17 protein-coding genes are annotated in these 21,046 nt (G+C 52.6%); 10 read left to right on the top strand and 7 right to left on the bottom strand.

The features are described from left to right. Positions 1-10: 10 nt before the first annotated feature. Positions 11-727: a queuosine precursor transporter gene (locus BUA93_RS13500; protein WP_072980266.1), complete on the top strand. Its 717-nt coding sequence runs from the start codon at positions 11-13 to the stop codon at positions 725-727. 134 nt (positions 728-861) lie between these two features. On the opposite strand, the gene sstT is transcribed toward BUA93_RS13500, so the two are convergent. Next, complete coding sequence (gene sstT, locus BUA93_RS13495; RefSeq protein WP_072980264.1) at positions 862-2,127, bottom strand: serine/threonine transporter SstT; 1,266 nt, start codon at positions 2,125-2,127, stop codon at positions 862-864. A gap of 141 nt (positions 2,128-2,268) precedes the next feature. Here sstT and BUA93_RS13490 point away from each other — a divergent pair, with 141 nt between their 5' ends. From BUA93_RS13490 to pflB, 5 genes are all read left to right on the top strand, one after another. Then, entirely contained in the window at positions 2,269-3,402 is a 1,134-nt protein-coding gene (locus tag BUA93_RS13490; protein ID WP_072980262.1) for a glycosyltransferase, read from the top strand. A 2-nt stretch (positions 3,403-3,404) separates the two neighbouring features. Further along, positions 3,405-5,960 (top strand): DNA topoisomerase III, encoded by a 2,556-nt coding sequence (locus BUA93_RS13485; RefSeq protein ID WP_072980260.1) that lies wholly within the window; start codon positions 3,405-3,407, stop codon positions 5,958-5,960. Between the two features lie 62 nt (positions 5,961-6,022). Then, positions 6,023-6,313, top strand: a complete 291-nt coding sequence (locus BUA93_RS13480) for a GIY-YIG nuclease family protein (RefSeq protein ID WP_072980258.1) — start codon at positions 6,023-6,025, stop codon at positions 6,311-6,313. A gap of 181 nt (positions 6,314-6,494) precedes the next feature. Then, positions 6,495-7,670, top strand: a complete 1,176-nt coding sequence (locus tag BUA93_RS13475; protein WP_175547453.1) for a glycoside hydrolase family 3 protein — start codon at positions 6,495-6,497, stop codon at positions 7,668-7,670. A 248-nt stretch (positions 7,671-7,918) separates the two neighbouring features. Next, complete coding sequence (gene pflB, locus BUA93_RS13470; protein WP_072980415.1) at positions 7,919-10,177, top strand: formate C-acetyltransferase; 2,259 nt, start codon at positions 7,919-7,921, stop codon at positions 10,175-10,177. 316 nt (positions 10,178-10,493) lie between these two features. On the opposite strand, the gene BUA93_RS13465 is transcribed toward pflB, so the two are convergent. The 3 genes from BUA93_RS13465 to BUA93_RS13455 all read right to left on the bottom strand — a co-directional run bounded on the left by BUA93_RS13465 (position 10,494) and on the right by BUA93_RS13455 (position 14,014). Next, the gene (locus BUA93_RS13465; protein WP_072980254.1) at positions 10,494-11,639 is read right to left on the bottom strand and encodes a family 16 glycosylhydrolase; all 1,146 of its coding nucleotides are present in this window, start codon (positions 11,637-11,639) and stop codon (positions 10,494-10,496) included. A 101-nt stretch (positions 11,640-11,740) separates the two neighbouring features. Next, on the bottom strand, positions 11,741-12,943 hold the full coding sequence (locus BUA93_RS13460; RefSeq protein WP_072980252.1) for a type II secretion system F family protein: 1,203 nt from the start codon (positions 12,941-12,943) through the stop codon (positions 11,741-11,743). Positions 12,944-12,946: 3 nt separating this feature from the next. After that, positions 12,947-14,014 (bottom strand): type IV pilus twitching motility protein PilT, encoded by a 1,068-nt coding sequence (locus tag BUA93_RS13455; protein WP_072980250.1) that lies wholly within the window; start codon positions 14,012-14,014, stop codon positions 12,947-12,949. Positions 14,015-14,152: 138 nt separating this feature from the next. Here BUA93_RS13455 and BUA93_RS13450 point away from each other — a divergent pair, with 138 nt between their 5' ends. Next, entirely contained in the window at positions 14,153-14,635 is a 483-nt protein-coding gene (locus tag BUA93_RS13450) for a TlpA family protein disulfide reductase (RefSeq protein WP_072980248.1), read from the top strand. A 22-nt stretch (positions 14,636-14,657) separates the two neighbouring features. Here the strand turns inward: BUA93_RS13450 and epmA are convergent, their stop codons facing one another. Together epmA and BUA93_RS13440 are read right to left on the bottom strand one after the other, a co-directional pair. Beyond that, positions 14,658-15,608 (bottom strand): EF-P lysine aminoacylase EpmA, encoded by a 951-nt coding sequence (gene epmA, locus BUA93_RS13445; protein WP_254793992.1) that lies wholly within the window; start codon positions 15,606-15,608, stop codon positions 14,658-14,660. A gap of 87 nt (positions 15,609-15,695) precedes the next feature. After that, complete coding sequence (locus BUA93_RS13440) at positions 15,696-17,123, bottom strand: FISUMP domain-containing protein (RefSeq protein WP_072980244.1); 1,428 nt, start codon at positions 17,121-17,123, stop codon at positions 15,696-15,698. A 191-nt stretch (positions 17,124-17,314) separates the two neighbouring features. On the opposite strand from BUA93_RS13440, the gene BUA93_RS13435 reads away from it, so the two are divergent. Genes BUA93_RS13435 through dtd form a run of 3 tightly spaced genes read left to right on the top strand, consistent with a single transcriptional unit; the run spans position 17,315 to position 19,834 of the window. After that, complete coding sequence (locus BUA93_RS13435) at positions 17,315-18,553, top strand: aminotransferase class V-fold PLP-dependent enzyme (protein WP_072980242.1); 1,239 nt, start codon at positions 17,315-17,317, stop codon at positions 18,551-18,553. Positions 18,554-18,564: 11 nt separating this feature from the next. After that, a complete protein-coding gene (locus BUA93_RS13430; RefSeq protein WP_072980240.1) occupies positions 18,565-19,398 on the top strand; it encodes a tRNA threonylcarbamoyladenosine dehydratase in 834 nt (277 codons plus the stop codon). A 1-nt stretch (position 19,399) separates the two neighbouring features. Then, the gene (gene dtd, locus BUA93_RS13425) at positions 19,400-19,834 is read left to right on the top strand and encodes a D-aminoacyl-tRNA deacylase (RefSeq protein WP_072980238.1); all 435 of its coding nucleotides are present in this window, start codon (positions 19,400-19,402) and stop codon (positions 19,832-19,834) included. A gap of 11 nt (positions 19,835-19,845) precedes the next feature. Here dtd and BUA93_RS13420 read toward each other — a convergent pair whose 3' ends face one another. Next, the gene (locus tag BUA93_RS13420; protein WP_072980236.1) at positions 19,846-20,799 is read right to left on the bottom strand and encodes an alginate O-acetyltransferase AlgX-related protein; all 954 of its coding nucleotides are present in this window, start codon (positions 20,797-20,799) and stop codon (positions 19,846-19,848) included. Between the last annotated feature and the right edge of the window lie 247 nt (positions 20,800-21,046).

The raw sequence follows: 21,046 nt of genomic DNA, 5'->3' as shown, positions 1-21,046 counted from the left end.
CTCACACCCCATGCCTCTACAAAACGAAATCGTCCTTATCGCCTCCATCTTCGTGTTCTTTGGCGGGCTCGTCGGCTTTTTCCGTTTCTTCGGCAAGCAGGGCATTTTCGCCTGGACCGTGATTTGCACCATTGCCGCCAACATCGAAGTCTTGATTCTGGTGCATGCTTTTGGGCTCGACACCACGCTCGGCAACGTGATTTTTGCCTCTTCATTCTTGGCGACTGACATCATGAGCGAAATCTACGGCAAAAAAGAAGCGAGCCGTTGCGTCAAAATCGGCATTCTCGCGAACGTGACCTTCATCCTGATTTCACAGAGTTGGTTCCTGTATATTCCTGCCGCAGGCGACACCATGGCTGAACCGATTCGCACCGTGTTCGCCAATACCCCGCGCGTGATGCTTGCCAGCCTGTTCGCCTACGCCGTCTGCGAGCTATATGACGTATGGGCCTACCACGCCGTATGGAAATGGACCGAAAAGAAGTTCGGCAGCAAGAAAAAATTCCTGTGGCTCCGCAACAACGGTTCTACGCTGGTGAGCCAGCTGATTAACGTGGTCGTATTCAACCTGCTCGCCTTCGCGGGAGTTTTCCCGTGGAATACGATCGGCGAAATCCTGATTTTCGGTTACGGAATCTTCATCGTGACCTCGCTGATGGACACCCCGTTCGTATACCTCGCACGGCGAATCTCCGAGAAACATCCGGAATTACTGAAGGACTAATTCGGAGTTCAGAGTTCAGAATTCGGATTTCGGAGTTCAGAATTCAGAGTTATGAGTTCGGAGTTTCAAATTTAGGATAAAATAAAAAAATGAGGATAAAAATTCCTCATTCTTTTTTTTCGATTTTTATCGGTTTAATGTTCTTCGGTTCCGTGTTCGCGGAAGAATTCCTTGGGCAAGGGTTTTCCCTGTTTTTGCCAGGCCCGGTATTCGGCGGTCGCCGTAAAGATGACATCTGTCGAAGAATTCAAGGCCGTTTCGAGGCTATCCTGAATAACACCGATGATAAAGCCTACGGCCACCACCTGCATGGCCACATCCGAAGAAATTCCAAAAGGCGTACAGGCTAGCGGAATCAGAAGCAACGAGCCGCCGGCGACACCACTCGTACCGCAAGCGCCCAAGGTTGCAAGGAAGCACACCGCCAAGGCAGAAGACATGGTCACCGGAATTCCGAGCGTATGCACCGTCGCAAGCGTCATCACCGTAATGGTAATTGCTGCGCCACTCATATTGATGGTCGCACCCAGCGGAATCGATACCGAATAGAACTCGCTATCCAGTCCCAGCTTTTTACAAAGGGCCATGTTTACCGGAATGTTCGCCGCGGAGCTGCGGGTAAAGAAGGCTGTTACGGCGCTACTCTTGAAACACTTCAACACCAGCGGATAGGGGTCGCGGCGGAGCATAACGCCCACAATCGCAGGAACAACAACAAACGCCATAAAAAACATCGTCACGACAAGAATCAAGATTAGCGAACCATACGTCTTGAAAATTCCGATGCCATTAGTAGAAACAGAAATGAACACGACACCCATAATGCCTATCGGAGCGAGATTGATAATCCAGCGCACCACCAACGACACCGACGCCGTCAAGTCCTTCAAGACGCTCAGGGTTGTTTCACTGGCAATTTTCTTGATTGCAAATCCCAAACAGGCGGACCAGACCAGAATACCGATATAGTTGGCCTCGACAATTGCCGCAAACGGGTTCGATACCGCATGGATCAACAAATTATGCATGACCTCGGCAATACCGGATGGAGCCGCAGATGCACCAAAGGCATTCGCGAGGTCCAATTTCTGCGGAAAAATAAAATTAGCCACCATCGCCACTAGAGAAGCGACCAGCGTACTCGTCAGGTACAGAAGCGCCACTCGACCAAAGCGGCGATCCAAATGAGACTTTCCGGACGCCAGCGAGCACACGATCAAGATAAAGACCAGCACCGGAGCGATCGCCTTGAGAGCGCTTACGAACAAAGTTCCAAATTCACCGATCCATTTTTGCGACGGAAGAATTACTCCCAAAAGTGAACCCAAGACAATCGCAATGGCAATTCGAAGCACCAAATTGGCACTATTGTATTTTTTTATCAAGGTTTTCAATTTCATCTTAAACCTCTTTTTTGGAATGTAATATAAATATAATTTTGCCCTTTTTGCGAGAAAAACGCAAGTGTTGCAAAAAAAAGCGATGTTTTCAACGGTTCTTTTTTTTCGGAGCCGTCCCGATGAACTAAATTTTGCGCGGAAATGTTTTTAACGGTGCTCACATACCTGGTCATCGGCCTTTTGGTCGTGTTCGGACTATTCTACATAGCCCTCGAGGTGCGTTTTTTCCGCGCACTCGGCACCGTGCGCACCGGAAACTCCGATGTGGAACCTCCGCCGCAGGTGAGCATCCTGATTTCGGCCCGCAACGAATCGGCGGGCATCCGCGCGACACTGGACTCGGTGCTTGTGCAGGATTACCGCGGACAGTGGGACGTGTGGGTAGCTGACGACAGAAGCGACGACGATACGCCGGAAATTTTGGCAGAATACGCCGCCAAGAACCCGCGACTGCACGTGCTGACCATCAAGGATATTCCCGAAGGCGTGAGTCCCAAGAAGCATGCGCTTTCGAAGCTGATTGACGCCTGCGAAGGGGAAATCCTCTGCCTTACCGATGCCGACTGCATCGTAAAGCCCACCTGGGTTACGGGAATCGTAGCCGAATTCGAACCGGGAATCGAACTGGTGGCCGGACATTCGTACATTCCAACGATTCCAGGAAAATCGAGCCTGCTGATATGCATGCAGGCAGTAGAAACCCTGATTTACCGCGTGGCAGGCACCGCTGGGCTCGCCATGCGGCTCCCGCTTACGAGTACCGGCAACAACTTAGCCTACCGCAAGAGCTTTTTCAAGAGCGTGCACGGGTTCGACAACGTGATCAAGATCCAGAGCGGCGACGACGACCTCTTGATGCAAAAACTCGCAGCCGACCGCCCCTGGGCCATGCGCTACTGCATCGCGGAAAGCACCTTCGTGACCACCAACGGCAAAGAAACCTTGAAGGAACTCTGGGAGCAACGCAAGCGCTGGGCGTCGAAGACTATCTATTATACACCGAAAATCGTATTCGTACTCAGCATGGTATTCCTGTTCCTGACCATGCAGTGTATAGCGGCGGTACTTTCGCCATTCAGTTTCGAGATTTTTATCGCGACACTTATCGCGTTTGTCGCCAAATGCATTGGTGATTTGGTTTTAATACTTCGCGGGCTCAGGATATTCAGGCAGGAGCACCTGATCAAGTGGTGCATTCCTGTAGAATTTATCCACGCCCCCTTTACCGTGCTGGCCGTGCTTTTTGGCCTGTTCGGACGATTTAAATGGAAATAACGATGGCAACTACGACAAAAAAAGCAACAACGACTAAAACGACCGCAACCAAGACCGCCGCGAAGAAGACCGCGACAAAGACTGCGACCAAAACGGTTTCTGCTAAAAAGACGGTCGATGTAGGCGAAGGCAAGACTTTAATAATCGCCGAAAAACCGAGTGTGGCCCTGGACCTGGTGCGCGTGCTCGGGCAAAAGAACTTCAAGAACGAAAAGACCCACTACGAAAGCGACACCACCATCGTGAGCCATGCCATCGGCCACCTGGTTGAAATCGCCGACCCGAAAGAAATCGACGAAAGGTACAAGAAGTGGGAAATGAGCACGCTCCCCATGCTCCCCAAGGAATTCCCGCTGGTAGCAACGCCTGCGACCAAGGGTCAGCTTTCGGCACTCTCTAAGCTCATCAAGCGTAAGGACGTGACGACCATCGTGAACGCATGCGATGCGGGCCGCGAAGGTGAACTGATTTTCTTCTATATATTGCAGTATGTGCTCAAGGGCAAGTTCACGGGCAAGACCATCAAGCGCCTGTGGATGCAGAGTATGACCCCGGCAGCCATCAAGGAAGCTTTTGAAAACATGCGCGACGGCGCCGAAATGGAAAACCTGAAGGCCGCCGCCCTTTGCCGTAGCGAAGCCGACTGGCTGATCGGTATGAACGGAAGCCGCGGCCTTACCGCCTACAACAGCAGCATGGGCGGATTCCAGGTGACCCCGTGCGGCCGCGTGCAGACGCCGACGCTTGCCATTATCGTGAACCGCGAAGAAGAACGCATGCAGTTCGTGCCGCAAAAGTTCTGGACCGTGGAAGCCGAGTTCGACAACGACGGTAGCCACTACCAAGGCAAGTGGTTCACCGCCAACAAGGAAGACGGCAAGGACAAAATCAAGCAGATTTTTGACGAGAAGAAAGTCCAGGAAATTTTGAAGAAGTGCAAGGGCAAGGCCGGCACAGTCGAAGAGACTTCCGCCCCCTCGCTCCAGAAATGCAGCCCGCTGTACGACTTGACGACACTCCAGCGCGAAGCGAACAACCGATTCGGCTTTAGCGCGAAGACCACCCTCTCGATTGCGCAGGCCCTGTACGAACGCCACAAGGCGACCACCTACCCGCGTACCGACAGCCGCTGCCTGCCCGAGGACTACGTGGCTCCGGTGAAGGCGACCCTCGGCAAAATCGAAGGACCGCTCGCCAAGTTTGCAGAAACCGCACTCAAGAACAACTGGGTCGTGAAGACTCCCAAGGTGTTCGACAACTCGAAGATTTCGGACCACTTCGCCATTATTCCCACCGGCGTGATGCCCTCGGGACTCACCGAAGCCGAACAGAAAATTTTCACGATGATTTGCCAGCGATTCATCGCTGTGTTCTTCCCGCCCGCCAAGTACGAAAACACCACCCGCGTGACGACGGTGGAAGGCGAAACCTTTATTACCGAAGGCAAGGTGCTCATTGAACCGGGCTTCAAGGCCGTGTACGGCAAGGACAGCGACGAAGAATCGAACATCCCGGCACTCAAGGGCAAGTCCGCCAAGACGGTCGCCCTCGAAGAAAAGGAAGACTTTACCAAGCCGCCCGCACACTACACCGAAAGCACGCTCCTTTCGATGATGGAAAGCGCCGGTAAGTTGGTGGAAGACGAAGAACTCCGCGACGCCATGAAGGAACGCGGACTTGGAACGCCGGCAACGCGCGCCGCCATTATCGAAAAGCTCGTCAGCGACAAGTACGTGGTTCGCGACGGCAAGGACATGATCCCGACCGCAAAGGCATTTGACCTGATCAAGGTGCTGAAGGCCATGGATATTGAAGCGCTCACCAGCCCGGAACTTACCGGCAACTGGGAATATAAAATGGAGCAGATCGAGAAGGGCAAGGAAACCCGCGAAAAGTTCATGGAAGGCATCGTTGAGATGACGAAGACCATGGTGAAAAACATCAAGGGATTCAAGGAAGAAAGCACCACCGGCGAAGCCTCTTTCAGCCCCGTGAACGGCAAGAAGGTTTTTGAAACCGTGAGCCGCTACACCACCGAAGACGGTATCGTGATCCGCAAGATGATTGGCGGCAAGAGGCTCACCCCCGAAGAAATCACCGAGCTCCTGACCAACAGGAAAATTGGCCCGCTTACTGGATTCCGCAGCAAGCGCGGCGCCGAATTCTCGGCCGTGGTGATTATCAACGACGAAAACAAGATTGAATTCGTATTCGACGAAAAACCCGAAGAAGTGGAAGTCGGCGCCGAGGTCGGCAAGTCACCTGTGGACGGCGCCGCCGTGTACGAGACAATGACCGGCTACGTCAGCGAATCCTACCTGAAGAAAGAACCTAGCGGCATTACGCTTCCGAAGATTCTTTTGGGCAAGGAACTTACGCTCGACATCATCAAGACATTGCTTTCTGGCGAAAAAACGGCGCTCATCAAAGGTTTCCGCAGCAACAAGACGCACCGGAATTTTGACGCCTACCTGAAGCTCGAAAAGGGGAAAATCAAGTTCGAATTTCCTCCGCGCGAATTCAAGCCGAGACGTTTCGGAAAAAAGAAAGCTGAGTAAATAGCACGAATCGTCATTGCGAGGAGTGAAACGACGAAGCAATCCAAATAAAAAGAGTTTTCATGCAAGAAAAATCATACACCTATATTCTATTCAATAAGCCTAATGGAACATTATATACAGGTGTTACAACGAATCTTATTAGACGAATGCAAGAACATAAATCCTTAATAAAAGGATTTACTAAAAAATATAACATAACAAAGCTCGGTTACTTTGAAGAACACACCTCAGTGTTAGAAGCTATTGAAAGAGAAAAAAAGATTAAAGGTGGTTCTCGTCAAAAGAAAATTGATCTTATTAAAAGTATGAATCCTGAATGGAAAGACTTATTTGATGGTTTCAACTTGTAATTCATGGATTGCTTCGCCTTTCAGGCTCGCAATGACGTGCAAGGTTCGACTGCGCGGGAGCTTGCTCACGCATTGGAGAACCGCAGGGTCATGCGCTTGCGCAATGACGTTAATTCGGCACACATCTATCATATTTATTCTTGCATTCGCCCTTGTGCGGGCGGAGGATTCTCTGCCTGACGTGAAGTTTATTCCGCTGAACTCGCTTACAGAAGCTGCGGTGAATCAAGCCACGGAACCTGCGAGCAGTTCAGCAACAAGCGCGTCGTATACAGCCGAAGCCTTACCGCAAGAAGATTCCGCGCAAACACCTTACGGACTCCCCCGCGAGCTTATGCCACTGTGGGATTCGCTCAGCATCAAGCAGAAGGCCGCACAGATGGTGATGGTTTATCTCACCTCGTCGCAGTTCATTATCGAAAACGAAATCGGCGGAGTGCTTATCACAGGCCAGCACCTTCGCTCCGCAAAACGCTACCTGAACACGATGGCCGAAATTGACTCCGGCCTAAGAATTCCGCTCGTTGTCGCCACAGACCAAGAAGGCGGAATCGTCAACCGACTGGCATCTTACTCCGATACATGGCGAGGCGTTCCCAGCGCACAAGAAATGCGACGCATGGATTCGACAGACATCCACTCGCTCGCCAACAAAATCGGAAGCGCGCTGAAAGAACTCAAAATAAACATGAACCTCGCGCCCGTTCTTGACCCTTCTAAAGACAGCCGCGGCAAAAATTCGTTCATGGAAGAAAGTCGCCGTTCCTGGGGCAACGACACCACCAACGCATTCAAAGTAAGGGCGTTCGTCAAGGGCATGAGCGAAAACGGAGTCGTTTGCGTATCCAAGCATTTTCCTGGTTACGATTCCTGGACCAATAGCGACCATCAAATCGCCGTGAGTTCGACTCCTAGAGCCAAAATCGCAAAGAACGTGGAATTTTTCAGGACGCTTTCGAGCGACATTCCCGTGACCATGATGAGCAGCGTGAGTTTCGTGCGCATATCGAGCCGCCCCGCCGTATTCGAGCCGAAAATTGTCAAAATGGCGCGCGATATGTCTCCCGAGACCGTCATATTGACCGACGACCTGTGGGGTGTCAGCCTCCGCGCCTGGATTAGCGGCAACGAACGTGTCCGCAGCAAGAACTACCCCGCCAAGGATTTTAGAAAATTGGTGCGCACCGCCTTGATGGCAGGCAACGACATGTTCATGATCACCTACTCGTCAAAAGCGGTAGAAATGATAAACTATCTGGCCGCACTATCCAAACAAAGTAAATACTATCGCCAGCGTATTGAAGAATCCGCCGCACGCATTCTAAAAATGAAATACAGGGCGGGAATCATCAAGTAAAAGGCGCGAGCACAATCGCCCCCAAAAACTTACTTTACGCTTCTATTTCATTGACGGATGGCACATTAAGCTTTTACAGAAAGCGCAAATTGTAAAACCGGGGCCACCAGAAAGTAAAATATAGTTCACGAAAACCCTTTGGGCTCACCCCCTATTTTTCTATATTATAGCTACTAATTAGAACAAGCAACCGAAAGTCTCGGCAGTCCAAATTTATGGCGTTGGAAGGTCGAGCAAAGAAGGAAAACATGAGCGAAGCATGGAATGGCTTTACCGGCGGACTCTGGCAAGAAGAAATCAACGTCCGCGACTTTATTCAACGCAACTATACCGCATACGAAGGCGGCAAGGAATTTTTGGCAGGCCCGACAGACGCCACCGAAAAGCTCTGGGGTGAACTCCAGAAGCTGCAGGCCGAAGAACGCAAGAAGGGTGGCGTGCTCGATATGGACACCGACATCGTTTCGACGATTACGAGCCATAAGCCGGGCTACATCAGCGAAAGCCTCAAGGACCTGGAAAAGGTCGTGGGTCTGCAGACCGACAAGCCGCTGAAGCGCGCCTTTATGCCGTTCGGCGGCATCAAGATGGCCGAAGAATCCTGCAAGCAGTACGGCTACGAGCCGAGCGCAGACCTCCACAAGATCTTTACCGACTACCACAAGACCCACAACCAGGCCGTGTTCGACTGCTACACTCCTGAAATCCGCGCCGTCCGCAAGGCCCACTTGCTGACCGGTCTTCCGGACACCTACGGTCGTGGCCGTATCGTGGGTGACTACCGCCGCGTAGCCCTTTACGGTATCGACTACATCATCCAGCAGAAGCAGAACGACCTCGCCCACGTGGGTGACGGCACCATGACCGACGACGTGATTCGCCTGCGCGAAGAAGTCGCCGAACAGATCAAGGCCCTCAAGGCCATGAAGGTGATGGCCGCCAGCTACGGTTTCGATATTTCGAAGCCGGCCACCAACGCAAAGGAAGCCTTCCAGTGGCTCTACTTCGGCTACCTCTCTGCCATCAAGACGCAGAACGGCGCCGCCATGAGCGTGGGCCGTATTTCGACCTTCCTCGACATTTATATCGAACGCGACCTCAAGAACGGCACGCTCACTGAAGCGCAAGCCCAGGAACTCGTAGACCACATGGTCATGAAGTTCCGCATGGTCAAGTTCGCCCGTATCGAATCTTACAACCAGCTCTTCAGCGGCGACCCGGTGTGGGCCACTCTCGAAGTTGGCGGTATGGGCCAGGACGGCCGCCCGATGGTCACCAAGAACGACTTCCGTTTCTTGCACACCCTCGAAAATATGGGCCCGTCTCCGGAACCCAACCTCACCGTTCTCTACACCAAGCGCCTCCCTGAAAACTTCAAGGAATACGCCGCCTACATCTCTGTGACGACCAGCTCGATCCAGTACGAAAACGACGACGTGATGCGCCCGGTTTGGGGTGACGACTACAGCATTTGCTGCTGCGTTTCTGCAACGCAGACCGGTAAGGAAATGCAGTTCTTCGGTGCCCGCGCAAACCTCGCGAAGGCTCTCCTCTACGCCATCAACGGCGGCAAGGACGAAGAAGGCGGCCTGGTGCCCGGTATGCAGATCGGTCCGGAACTTGCTCCGATTACCGGCGACGTGCTGAACTACGACGAAGTGATGCACAAGTACGACATCATGCTCGAATGGCTCGCAGGTATCTACGTGAACACGCTGAACCTGATCCACTACATGCACGACAAGTACTACTACGAAGCCGCTGAACTCGCCCTCATCGATACCGATGTGCGCCGCACGTTTGCAACGGGTATCGCAGGATTCAGCCACGTGGTCGACAGCCTCTGCGCCATCAAGTACGCTAAGGTATCCGTGATCCGCGGCGAAAACGGCCTCGTGAAGGACTTCAAGATCGAAGGCGACTTCCCGAAGTACGGCAACGACGACGACCGCGCCGACGAAATTGCCGTCTGGCTCCTCAAGGAATTCATCGCGAAGATCAAGAAGCACCACACCTACCGCGGTGCCGAACCGACCACGTCGATTCTTACGATCACCAGTAACGTTGTTTACGGCAAGGCCACCGGCGCCCTCCCCGACGGTCGCCCGGCTCACGCCCCGTTCGCTCCCGGTGCAAACCCGAGCTACGGCGCCGAAAAGAACGGTCTGTTGGCCTCGCTCAACTCTGTCGCCAAGCTCCCGTACGAATACGCGCTCGACGGTATCAGCAACACGCAGACCATCAGCCCGAACGCGCTCGGCCACAGCGACGACGAACGCGCCCAGAAGCTCGTCACCGTCATGGACGGTTACTTCGCCCAGGGCGCCCACCACCTGAACGTGAACGTGTTCGGCGTGGAAAAGTTGCTCGACGCCCAGGCGCACCCGGAAAAGCCCGAATACGCGAACTTCACCATCCGCGTTTCCGGCTACGCAGTCAAGTTCCTGTCTCTGACTAAGGAACAGCAGGACGACGTCATCAGCCGCACCTGCCACGGAGTGTTGTAATTCAGATTTCGGAATTCAGATTTCGGAATTAGTCGCAGCGAAAAAAGCTGCGGCTTTTTTTTTCGTTGGTCGCATTTATAATGCGCCGAGCAAAGGCAATAGACCGGTAGTCTATTGTCGGAGCGAAGGGCGAACAACGACTTATTTTTCCTTTTGGAGTTCTCATACCTCGTTGTTCGCATACATATAAACGCCCCGGAAGTAAAACTTCCGGGACGTTTTGCTTTATGGAGGAGAACAAGATAGGAGTACAAAGTTTAGTCACTAGTCAATATAAACACCTCGTAAACTATCGACTAGTGACTAAAAGGCCTTATTATTCTGCGGCAGGCGCGTCGGCGCGGGTCAGCAGGAGCTTGCAGTAGCCATTTTCGACCACGACGTTTTCGGGGGCGAGATTGACCTTTTCCATTTCCCAGTTACCGGTGGCCCAATGATTGCGGTTCAGGTCCGCACCTTCGAAGTCATCGGTCCAGGCTTCGGTAAAGGTCTTGGTCGCCGTGTCGTAGGAATAGACGCGTACGTAGTCAATCCACTGGGCCTTCGGAGCATCGGCAAGTTCATCGCCCGTAAATGCACCAACCCAGCCTGCGCTCTTGGAAGCCCAAAGGTTGAAGCGGAGCGTCTGATCCTTCGTGAGGAAGGCTACCTGGTCCGCATCGGCATGAGTACCGCGGGTAATGCCCAGCGTATCGCGACGGATTTCGACACCATCGATTTCCCACGCCACGTATTCAGGTGTCCAGGTCATCGCAAACAGGTGGAAACTTTCCGTGGCATCGAAGCCGAATTCATGCAAGGGCTTGCTTTCGGAAGAAGTGTTCTTCTTGATAGAAGGTACTCCTTCGCGGGTAATAATGTTGGACTGCCACATCGTGCCGCCCTTACCGAGAACTTCGATATCGATTTCGTTCCACGGTTCGTCACCGTTCATCCAGGAATTGTCGTAGTAAAGGAACATGGAGCTCACGGAACCCGGAATCGAGACCATCTTCATGCAGGCTTCGTAACGGCCATACTTGAACTGTTCCACACCGGAAAGTTCGGCACCATAGTAGGCGTAGTTTCCGGAACTGGGCACAGCCGCGTAGGTCGGTTCTACGACCGGAGCGCGGGTTGCACTAAGGCAAGCATTCACAGAAGCCGTCGGGTCAACCGGAGTTTCAGCAACATCGGCGCCGGGGACAGGATCCGTGCCCGGAGTCACCGCAGGGTCGGTACCCGGATTAACGACCGGATCAAGGCCGGGATTAGCAGCGGGATCAGTTGCCGGATCGGTAACCGGGGTGGCAGGATCAGTAACAGGATCCGTAACGGGATTTGCCGGATCCGGACCGACCACCGGAACGGTATCCGTAGCAGCCGGGATATCGGTCTTGGGAGCGGAAGGGCTGCTGCTGTCATCGGAACAGGCGGCGAACAGGCCAAGCGCAACAATCGGGAGAAGGAATTTCGTCTTCATAGTGTACCTCGTTTCTTTGTTTATAAATATACCCCCTTTTTTTAAAAGGGGGCACTCTACGAAGTACAATTTCAATACATCTGTATCAACAGTACTAAAATTTATCCCTTAACGGCGTCGCCCATCGAGAACATAGGCATATACATTGCAATGAGGAGGCCACCGACAGCACCGCCGAGGAACACGATGATTAACGGTTCCATCATGCCCACCACGGCGTCCACGGCGGCGTCCACTTCTTCGTCATAGAAGTCGGCCAGTTTCAAAAGCATACCGCCCAGGTTACCGGTCTTTTCACCCACGCCTGTCATCTGGATCACCATAGGCGGGAAAAGTCCCGTATCCTGCATCGGGTCAGCGATACTCTTACCGCCCGCGATACCGATTGCAATCTTGTTAATGCCCTTTTCAACTACTTTGTTCGTAACGGTCGAGGCCACCACCTTCAAGGAATCCATGATGGACACACCGGCATTCAGCAAAGTTCCAAGCGTTCTCGCAAAACTAGCGGTAGTCGACTTGATCTGCAGGTCCCCCAGTTTAGGCACTTTCAGCATAAAGCCGTCCCAGGCAAACTTTGCCGCAGGCACGCGCATGGCCACCTTAAAGCCGACAATCAAGAGAATCGCGCCGATAAACAGGAACGCACCGTTATCACGAATAAAGTCAGAAATGCCCATCACCGCCTGTGTCGGTGCCGGAAGTTCTGCATCAAGGGCTGCGAACTGTTCAGCGAATGTCGGCACAACGAAGGTCATAAGGGCAATCACCACCAAAATACCCACGATAACAAGCATCACCGGGTAGGTCAAAGCCTTTTTCACTTTACGCTTCAGGCGTTCGTTATTTTCAAGGGTTTCTGCAAGACGCGCCAAGATACCGTCCAAGATACCACCCGCTTCACCAGCCGCCACCATGTTCGTATACAGGTTGCTGAAGACTTTCGGGTGCTGCGCCAAGGCGTCCGCCAACGACGAACCGCCGTTAATGGACTGCGTGATCTTGTGGACCACATTCTTGAGTTCCGGGTTTTCGCACTGGTTCTCCAGAATGTTCAAGCACTGCAACATCGGAAGACCCGCCGAGCTCATCGAAGAGAACATACGGGTAAAGCGTGCAATTTCGGCGGGCTTGATACCCGAACCGATCTTAATCTTGATTTCAGTCGGCTTTTTCTTGAGGCTGACAATAATCAAACGGCGGCGCATCAACAGCGCTTCGGCTTCAGCCTTGTCCTTCGCCTCAATCGAGCCTTCGAAATTGTTGCCCTGGCTGTTGGTGGCCTTGTATAGGAATTCTGCCATAGGTTAAACGCCTTCCTTCACAAACAACTGTTCCAACTGGTCCGGACTCGGAGAACGGGCAAGGGCGTCGAAACGGTCGACCTTGTGGTTCTTCACCAGGTCGCAGAGACACATGTTCATCGTGTTCATGCCGAACTTCTGACCGATTTCAATCATCGATTCAATCTGGTGCACCTTGTCGTCGCGAATCAACGCACGAATACCCGGAGTCACGTTCATCACCTCGTAAGCCATCACACGGCCACCGCCAATGCGCGGCATAAGCGTCTGGCAAATCACGCCCTGCAGCACGAACGAGAGCTGCGTACGCACAGTCTGCTGTTCGCCCTTCGGGAACGCGTCGACCACACGGTTGATGGTCTGCACACAAGAGTTGGTATGGAGCGTCGCAAAAGCCAAGTGACCGGTTTCAGCAATCGTCAAAGCCGCACGGATTGTTTCAAGGTCACGCATTTCGCCGATAAGCACCACGTCAGGGTCCTGACGGAGCGCCATCTTAAGAGCCTGGGCAAAACTGTTGGTATCGCTACCGACTTCGCGCTGGTTGATCATGCAACCCTGGTGTTTGTGCAAGAATTCGATCGGATCTTCCACCGTCAGAATGTGGTCGTGACGTTCCTTGTTGATTTTGTCAATCATGGCGGCCAAGGTCGTCGACTTACCCGAACCCGTAGCCCCCGTCACCAGCACGAGGCCGGAAGGACGGGTCGTGAACTCGGCCATAATCTTCGGGAGGCCGAGATCCTTAAAGGTCTTGATTTCAAGCGGAATGATACGGAGCGCAAGCGCCACGCAACCACGCTGCAGATAAGCGTTCGCACGGAAACGCGCGAGGTTCGCAATACCGAAAGAAAAATCACATTCCTTCTGCTGTTCGAAAGTCTTCTTCTGGCCTTCGTTCATCAGGCTATAGGTCATGCGCATAGTTTCGTCCGGTTTGAGCTTGTCCTCGCCAATGGGGGTGAGCTTGCCGGAAAGACGAATAAGGGGAGGCGCACCTGCAGTAATGTGCAAGTCAGAGGCGCCACGCTGGACCATTTCAGAAAGAAGATCTTGAATATTGTATGCCATGCTAAAGAATATAACTTAAAATGGGCCGATTTTTTCATTAAAAACGCACATTTTTTCCGAAAAAACACTATTTTGTTATCTAGAATGGAACTTGGGCGTAAAATAACCTCTTCGCGAGGCGTTTTTGGAGTGACTAGCATGCTGCTATTGGCATTTGCAGTCCTATTTTCCGCATGCGACCAGGGGTATTTCCAGGCCGCGCCCACCAAGATCCAAGACTTCAGGGGAAAGCTCCTCGACGGAACCATCTCCACCTACCAGGCTGAAAAAGGAACCGTCACGCTCATCGCGCTGACCGCCTCGTGGTGTCCCGGCTGCCGCGCCGAACTCCCCCTCCTCAAACAGCTCGATTCCGAATTTGCCGACAGGGGCTTCAAGATTCTGATGGTGAACGAAGACGACTCGCCGCGTATCGCCGCCAAGTACAACAAGGCCGCAAAGATTCCGTGGACCACGTTCCACTGGAACTACGACATGATGAACAAGCTAGGCAACCCGGGCGTCATTCCCGTAACCTACCTCGTAAACGCACAAGATAGCATCGTGAAAATCAACGTCGGAGAATTCGACGAAAAACAGATGCGAAAGCTAATCGGGAAGTTAGTAGACGGTCGGAAGTAGACAGTCTGAAGTCTTTCGAATATCAAGCGATAGGGCTCGGGAAAAGGATTACGTCCTTAATTTCCTCTTTTCCCATCGCGAGCATAAACAATCGGTCAAGACCGAGCGCCACGCCGGAACAAGAAGGCATCCCCGATTCAAGCGCCGCCAGGAAGTTTTCGTCAATCGGCGGCAAAGGCTTATTCATGCCGCGACGAATTTCAAGGTCAGCAGCGAAGCGTCTACGCTGCTCGGCCGCATCGGTGAGTTCCATGTACCCGTTGCAAAGTTCCACCTGATCCACAAACAGTTCAAAACGACGCGCCCAGGTGTAACCGTCTTCGCCCACGTAGGTCTGAGCCAGCGCGGCCTGCGACTGCGGATAATCCAGAATAAATTCGGGGCCGTTCTTGGCGAGTGCGGGTTCCACCGCAAACACCATCAGGTAATCCCACCAGTCCTCGCGAGACATCGCCGTGACATCGACAGGAAGCGGAATATCGCGAGCGGTGCAGGACGCAGCAAATTCTTCGTCCGAAGCCTTCAGCGGATTCACGCCCGCGTAATTCTTGAACGCATCGATCCAGCGCGTGCGACGAGCGTTAATGGGTTTGCCGATGATTTCGGAAACAAGCGTTTCCACCTCGTCCATCAACGTTTCTTGCGGCATACCCACACGGTACCATTCCACCATACTGAACTCGTTGTTGTGGTGAGCACCGAATTCATCTTTGCGAAAAGACTTCGTTATCTGGAAAATGTCTCCGAAGCCCGCCGCAAGCAATCGCTTCATGTGGAATTCGGGACTGGTCATCATAAAATGCCTGCCCTCGACTTCAAAGTAATCCAGCTGAGGGTCGGTACCGCCCGCGTTCGAAAGTGTCGGCGTTTCGACTTCAAGTACCCCACGGGCAACAAAGAAGGCGCGAACCTTGTTCATCAAGGCTTGACGCTTTACCCAAGAATCACGACTGCAAGTAGGAGCGAAGGACATAGACAATTCGGATTTCAGAGTTCGGATTTACTCAAGTAGAAACTCAGCGGGTAGGTCTAGTTAGAAAAACCAAGAAATTGACAATAGTCAGGGCTTAGCATCAGCAGCGGGTGCGGGTTCTTCTGCAGGGGCAGCATTCACCACGCAGCGAACGGAAAGCCAGAAGTTCTTATCCACGGGAATGGACGAAACTTCTTTGTCGGTACTGAACATGGAGCGTGCAATACCGCGGCCGTCGCCCACATCCTTGCTCGTCCAGAAATAGGCACCTTCGCCCATAATCACCGAGATGCCGTTCTTGTTGGCATAGCCGCCGAACATGGCCGTGAAGGCATAATCATCTGAGCCGTTGGTACGAAGGTGTACCGCAGCCTCATTTGCGCCACCCGCATATATTTCGAGCATTTTCCAATCGTCGTCCGTTGCCAGGCGAGAGCCTTCGGGACAAGCGACCAGAGCCGCATCCTGCGTATAAAGGCGGCCGTACATCTTGCAGCTTTCTTCTTCGCGATCGTAACACATCGACTTTTCTTCAATCGCATAGTTCAGATTCTGCACAAACCAACGGGTACCATTGATTTCCTTGACCTTATAAGTCTGACCGTCACGACTGTCGACAAACGATTCAAATACCGGGCAACGCGTTTCAAAGCCCTTCAAAGCGAGCATCGAATCAACTTCTTGCTGCCACGAGGCGCAGAAACGGAAAAGTTCACCGCCAGGAAGCGCCGTAGAATCAGCCTTGTGCTTGTCCGCCCAGCGAGACACATAATTCAGGTTGACGACTTCGCTATCGGGAATCGAAAGTGTTCGCGCACTTTTCTGAATCATGGCCGCATACCTTGCGGCCGCAGACTTCTGCGTTTTCCAATACCCTTCAAGAAGCCCCCTGCGGAGCTTTTCATATAGCGGCGAAGGAACAGACACCTTGATCGTCGTATCGATATAATGTTCCGGATTCGTTTCGCAAAGATCCGCGCGCACGGTATCCTTCATATTGAGTGACTGTTCAAAGCACTCCTCTACGCAAGCTTCGCGGGCCTTGCCCTTTTTCTTGGGGCATACGACCCACAGGCTCGTATCGACAGAAACCTTGACCGGTTTTGCATAAGCCTTCGTTTTAAGGGCCACGTTCAAGACTCCATCCAACGCATCGATGGCCTTGGTATTGCCGCTTTCGCTTTCCAGCAACAGGTACGAAACAACTTCGGTACAGGCATCCATCGCCTTGGCATTCGCACAGACCTTGGTGCCGTAGCCGTATGAGAACTGGGACTGACAATTTGAGAAGGACTCATAAGGCATTGCCTTGAATATTTTTTCGTAAACCTTGACAGCTTCTTCAGGAGAAAGCTTGCCGCAATAAATTTCTTCGGCGGCCCCCTTTTTTACGATTTTCTGGGCCGCGGCAATATCGCCGTTATCAATAGCGTCACGAAGTTCCGGCTGGGCAAAAGCGTTAGAAACGCCCAAGGCAAGAACTCCCAAAAACAATACACCACCAAGAATTTTCATTTTAACCCTCACAAAAAATTCCGGTGTAAATATAGAAAAAATGGCAGTAGGCAGAATGCAGTAAGCAGAACTTAGTTGGTTGATCTTAGAGACGAAAGAATGTCCTAAATTCTAGGTTCTAAGTTCTACAACCTCTACACTATAACAATCCATAAATTCAGGCTATAACGTTAATTACTATATTTGGGCCCATGATTGATGCAAATTTTAACGCCGAAAAAGTTCGTAGCGAATTTCCGATGCTTGTCGCAGGCGACAACGGCGCAAAGCCCTTGGCATTCCTCGACAGCACGGCCACCACGCAAAAGCCCGCATGCGTCATCGACGCGATGGACGACTTTTACCGCGAGCACTACAGTTCCGTGAAGCGCGGCGTGTACCGTCTGAGCGCCCGCACCACCGAAGCATTCGAAGCAACGCGCAAGAATGTCGCAAAATTTATTAACGCGAAGACCGAAGACGAAATCGTGTTCACCCGCGGCACCACCGAAAGCATCAATCTGGTGGCGTGGAGCTACGGCCGCAAGTTCTTCGAGGCGGGCGACGATATTCTGATTAGCGGCCTGGAGCACCATGCAAACATCGTGAGCTGGCAGCTCGTTGCCGAAATGAAGGGTGCGAAAATCAAGGTGATTCCCGTTTTGGACAACGGCGATCTGGATTTGGCAGCACTTCCCGGTTTGTTGAATGCGCGCACCAAGATGGTGGCTGTCGCCCACGTGAGCAATTCCGTCGGTACCGTGAACCCGATTGCAGAAATCATCGCGACCGTCCGCAAGCTCGCCCCGCAGGCAAAGATTCTGATTGACGCCGCCCAGAGTTCGAGCCACATCAAGATTGACGTGCAGAAGCTGGACTGCGACTTTTTGGCATTTAGCGGACACAAGATGTACGGCCCCACAGGCGTGGGCGTACTCTACGGCAAGTATGAAGTTCTCGACAGCATGCCCCCTTGGCACGGCGGCGGCGAAATGATCAAGAACGTGACTTTTGAAAAGACGACTTACGCCGACGTTCCCGCACGCTTTGAGGCAGGCACGCCCATGATTGCCGAAGTCATCGGGCTCGGCAAGGCCATTGAATGGATTAATGAAGTCGGCATCGAGAACATCCGCAAGCACGAAGAAGAAATTACGCAGTATGCGCTGGAACAGCTTGCGCAAATCCCGCAGGTAAAAATTTTCGGGAACCCGAAGGAACGCGGCGCCCTCATCAGCGTTACGCTGGACGGCATCGCCGTCAGCGACGCCGCCATGATTCTCGACGAAGAGAACGTTGCAGTGCGTAGCGGGCACCACTGCGCCCAACCCGTGATGGACCGCTTCGGCGTCGACGCCACGCTTCGACTCAGCTTCGGCGCGTACACCCTGAAGCGCGACATCGACCGCTTTGTCGCAGGCATCAAGCGCGTTCTCCGACTCTTCGGTTAACCGGGACTCGTATGGGAATCGAGAAAGGCATCTTTAACCGCACATCGCTCTTGCTCGGGGACGACGTGATGGGCAACATCTACCAGAAGCGCGTCATCATCTTCGGTCTCGGCGGAGTCGGCAGCTGGTGCGCCGAAAGCCTGGTGCGTTCCGGCATCAAGGAACTCGTGCTCGTCGATTCTGACCGCGTGTGCGTCACCAACGTGAACCGCCAACTGATGGCCACCACGAAAACCGTGGGGCAAGTCAAAGTCGAAGTCCTCAAAAACCGTCTGCTCGAAATCAACCCGCACGCCAACATTGTCGCATTGCAAGACATCTACGAAGAAGCGAATACGGACAAATTCCAACTGGACACCTTCGACTACATCATCGATGCCATCGACAGCCTCGAAAACAAGATGCAGCTGTTGTGGCACGCCACGCGCACCAAGGCCACGGTATTTTCTTCAATGGGGGCAGCCCTCAAGATGGACCCCACACGAACCAAGGTCGCCGAATTCTGGAAGGTCGCCGGTTGCCCGCTCGCCCGCGCGCTCCGCGACAAGTTCAAGAAAAAGAAAATGGCACTCAAGAAAAAGGTGCTGTGCGTCTACAGCGACGAACTCCTGAAAAACCGCGGCAAGAATTCCTCTTGTGGCACCGACGCCTGCATGTGCCCCAAGGTGCGCCACGAAAGGAGCGAAGCCGAACTCCAGAATGCAAACCTGGTCGATCACGAATGGTGCAGCAGCAAGGCGCAAATCAACGGCACCATGGCACACTCCACCGCTATTTTTGGATTCATGATTGCGGGCCTCGTGATGCAGGACATCTACAAAAAGGCCTTAGCCAGCGCGGAGTAACATGAAATTCCTAATTCAGCGAGTATTGAACGCCCAGGTGGATATCGAAGGGCAGACTGTCGGCAAAATCGGCAAGGGCTACATGATTCTCATCGGCGTGGGCGAAGAAGATACCAAGGAAATCGCCGACAGGCTCATCCACAAGATGCTAGCGCTGCGCATCTTTGCCGACAAAAACGGCAAGACGAATCTTTCTATCAAGGACGTCGGCGGCGAGCTCCTGCTGGTCTCGCAATTTACGCTGTACGCCAACTGCAACAAGGGCAACCGCCCCACGTTCAACGGTGCAGGCAACCCGACTCTCGCAAACGAGCTCTACGAATACATCGTTGCCGAGTGCAAAAAAGAAATCCCCGTCGTGCAGACAGGGAAATTCGGCGCCGACATGCAGGTGAGCCTCGTAAACGACGGCCCCTTCACGATTATGCTGGATTAGACATTCCGGAACTAGAATTCCGGCATGCGGAAATCGCCGTAAAGTTCACGACCGTCAAACACCCAGACCACCATCTTTTTGCCATTCAGGAATTCCGAACGGTCCTTGAACAAGGTCGGGCCCAAGTTTCCCCCGCCGATACGGCTGCGGGTAAAAGTCTTTATCCCCGTCGCCTGCGCAATGTATGCGCCGATATTGGAAGAACTGTTCCAGCCAAAATCGGCATTGCTGTCGCCAATCACCACAATGGGAGCGTCCTTGGAACCGTGATAGCGCTTCCCTTCCGCATCCACAGTCTTTAGCACGCGCACATCGTAATCCGGGTAAGAATTGTACTTCAAGTGATAAAGATTTCCGGTACCGGGAACAACCGTGTCGCGCAGGAACCATTCTTCCCTCGGAACATCCAAGTCCATCTCGTTGATAGAATCGGCAATCATCTGGGCAAGAACCTGCCGACCCGCACTGGTATAGTGGCTTTCGTACGCTTCGAACATGGGCGTTTCCTCATTCTTTTCGAGAAACTCCTCTACCGCATCGACAACGACAACACCTTCGTCTTGCAACGCATCTACCCATTCTTCATATTGCGGGGCAACAATCCCTCCCGACAATTCTTCCGAATAATGTTCCGCCTCGATTTGCAATTTATCTGGAACAGGCACCACCACCAACTTGATACCGCGCGCTTCCAAGGAATCATTGAAAGCGACAAAAGAATTCAAGTTTTCTTTCCAGTCCACCACCAGATTGACAAGACTTTCTTGCAAGAAAATCCAGCCGTCTTCGCCACTTACCGCACAGCGGGCCTCTTTCAATTCACCGCCGCATTTTTCAAGATCGTCTTCAATCTGTTCCTGAACGTCCAACGGGATAAGCGGACGAGTAGAAAGGTAGACCATGGCAAGCGCAACAACCGCCACTCCAAATCCAAAAATAAGACCCAAATGTTTCCTAAAAAACATGACAGGGTCAAATTTAGAATTTTTTAGAATCCTTGGCAGAGACCAGACGGTCTTCATACTTCGACAGACGAACTGCTTCCATACAAAAGGCGACAATTAATGTCATTCAGCATTTTTTATTTTATTCCGCCTTCCCCCTATTGCACTCTACACGAAAAATTTATATATTCATTTCCGAGTCTGCCCCTCCCGCTGACCGAGGCGTACGCATCCACGAGCGGGAACATTCCTTCTCGCAGTCGTAGGT

It is taken from the genome of Fibrobacter sp. UWH4, assembly GCF_900142475.1.
GTDB lineage: Bacteria > Fibrobacterota > Fibrobacteria > Fibrobacterales > Fibrobacteraceae > Fibrobacter.
Note: the sequence above shows the minus strand (reverse complement) of the source record. Positions and strands in the feature narration are given on the sequence as shown.

What these genes read in the sequence shown, in the direction of transcription:
- BUA93_RS13480 (WP_072980258.1), top strand. Translation starts at nt 6,023, where the DNA reads ATGCAAGAAAAATCATACACCTATATTCTATTCAATAAGCCTAATGGA.
- BUA93_RS13490 (WP_072980262.1), top strand. Translation starts at nt 2,269, where the DNA reads ATGTTTTTAACGGTGCTCACATACCTGGTCATCGGCCTTTTGGTCGTG.
- epmA (WP_254793992.1), bottom strand. Translation starts at nt 15,608, where the DNA reads ATGTCCTTCGCTCCTACTTGCAGTCGTGATTCTTGGGTAAAGCGTCAA.
- BUA93_RS13450 (WP_072980248.1), top strand. Translation starts at nt 14,153, where the DNA reads ATGCTGCTATTGGCATTTGCAGTCCTATTTTCCGCATGCGACCAGGGG.
- BUA93_RS13460 (WP_072980252.1), bottom strand. Translation starts at nt 12,943, where the DNA reads ATGGCAGAATTCCTATACAAGGCCACCAACAGCCAGGGCAACAATTTC.
- BUA93_RS13455 (WP_072980250.1), bottom strand. Translation starts at nt 14,014, where the DNA reads ATGGCATACAATATTCAAGATCTTCTTTCTGAAATGGTCCAGCGTGGC.
- BUA93_RS13435 (WP_072980242.1), top strand. Translation starts at nt 17,315, where the DNA reads ATGATTGATGCAAATTTTAACGCCGAAAAAGTTCGTAGCGAATTTCCG.
- BUA93_RS13485 (WP_072980260.1), top strand. Translation starts at nt 3,405, where the DNA reads ATGGCAACTACGACAAAAAAAGCAACAACGACTAAAACGACCGCAACC.
- dtd (WP_072980238.1), top strand. Translation starts at nt 19,400, where the DNA reads ATGAAATTCCTAATTCAGCGAGTATTGAACGCCCAGGTGGATATCGAA.
- BUA93_RS13465 (WP_072980254.1), bottom strand. Translation starts at nt 11,639, where the DNA reads ATGAAGACGAAATTCCTTCTCCCGATTGTTGCGCTTGGCCTGTTCGCC.
- pflB (WP_072980415.1), top strand. Translation starts at nt 7,919, where the DNA reads ATGAGCGAAGCATGGAATGGCTTTACCGGCGGACTCTGGCAAGAAGAA.
- BUA93_RS13500 (WP_072980266.1), top strand. Translation starts at nt 11, where the DNA reads ATGCCTCTACAAAACGAAATCGTCCTTATCGCCTCCATCTTCGTGTTC.
- BUA93_RS13430 (WP_072980240.1), top strand. Translation starts at nt 18,565, where the DNA reads ATGGGAATCGAGAAAGGCATCTTTAACCGCACATCGCTCTTGCTCGGG.
- BUA93_RS13420 (WP_072980236.1), bottom strand. Translation starts at nt 20,799, where the DNA reads ATGTTTTTTAGGAAACATTTGGGTCTTATTTTTGGATTTGGAGTGGCG.
- sstT (WP_072980264.1), bottom strand. Translation starts at nt 2,127, where the DNA reads ATGAAATTGAAAACCTTGATAAAAAAATACAATAGTGCCAATTTGGTG.
- BUA93_RS13440 (WP_072980244.1), bottom strand. Translation starts at nt 17,123, where the DNA reads ATGAAAATTCTTGGTGGTGTATTGTTTTTGGGAGTTCTTGCCTTGGGC.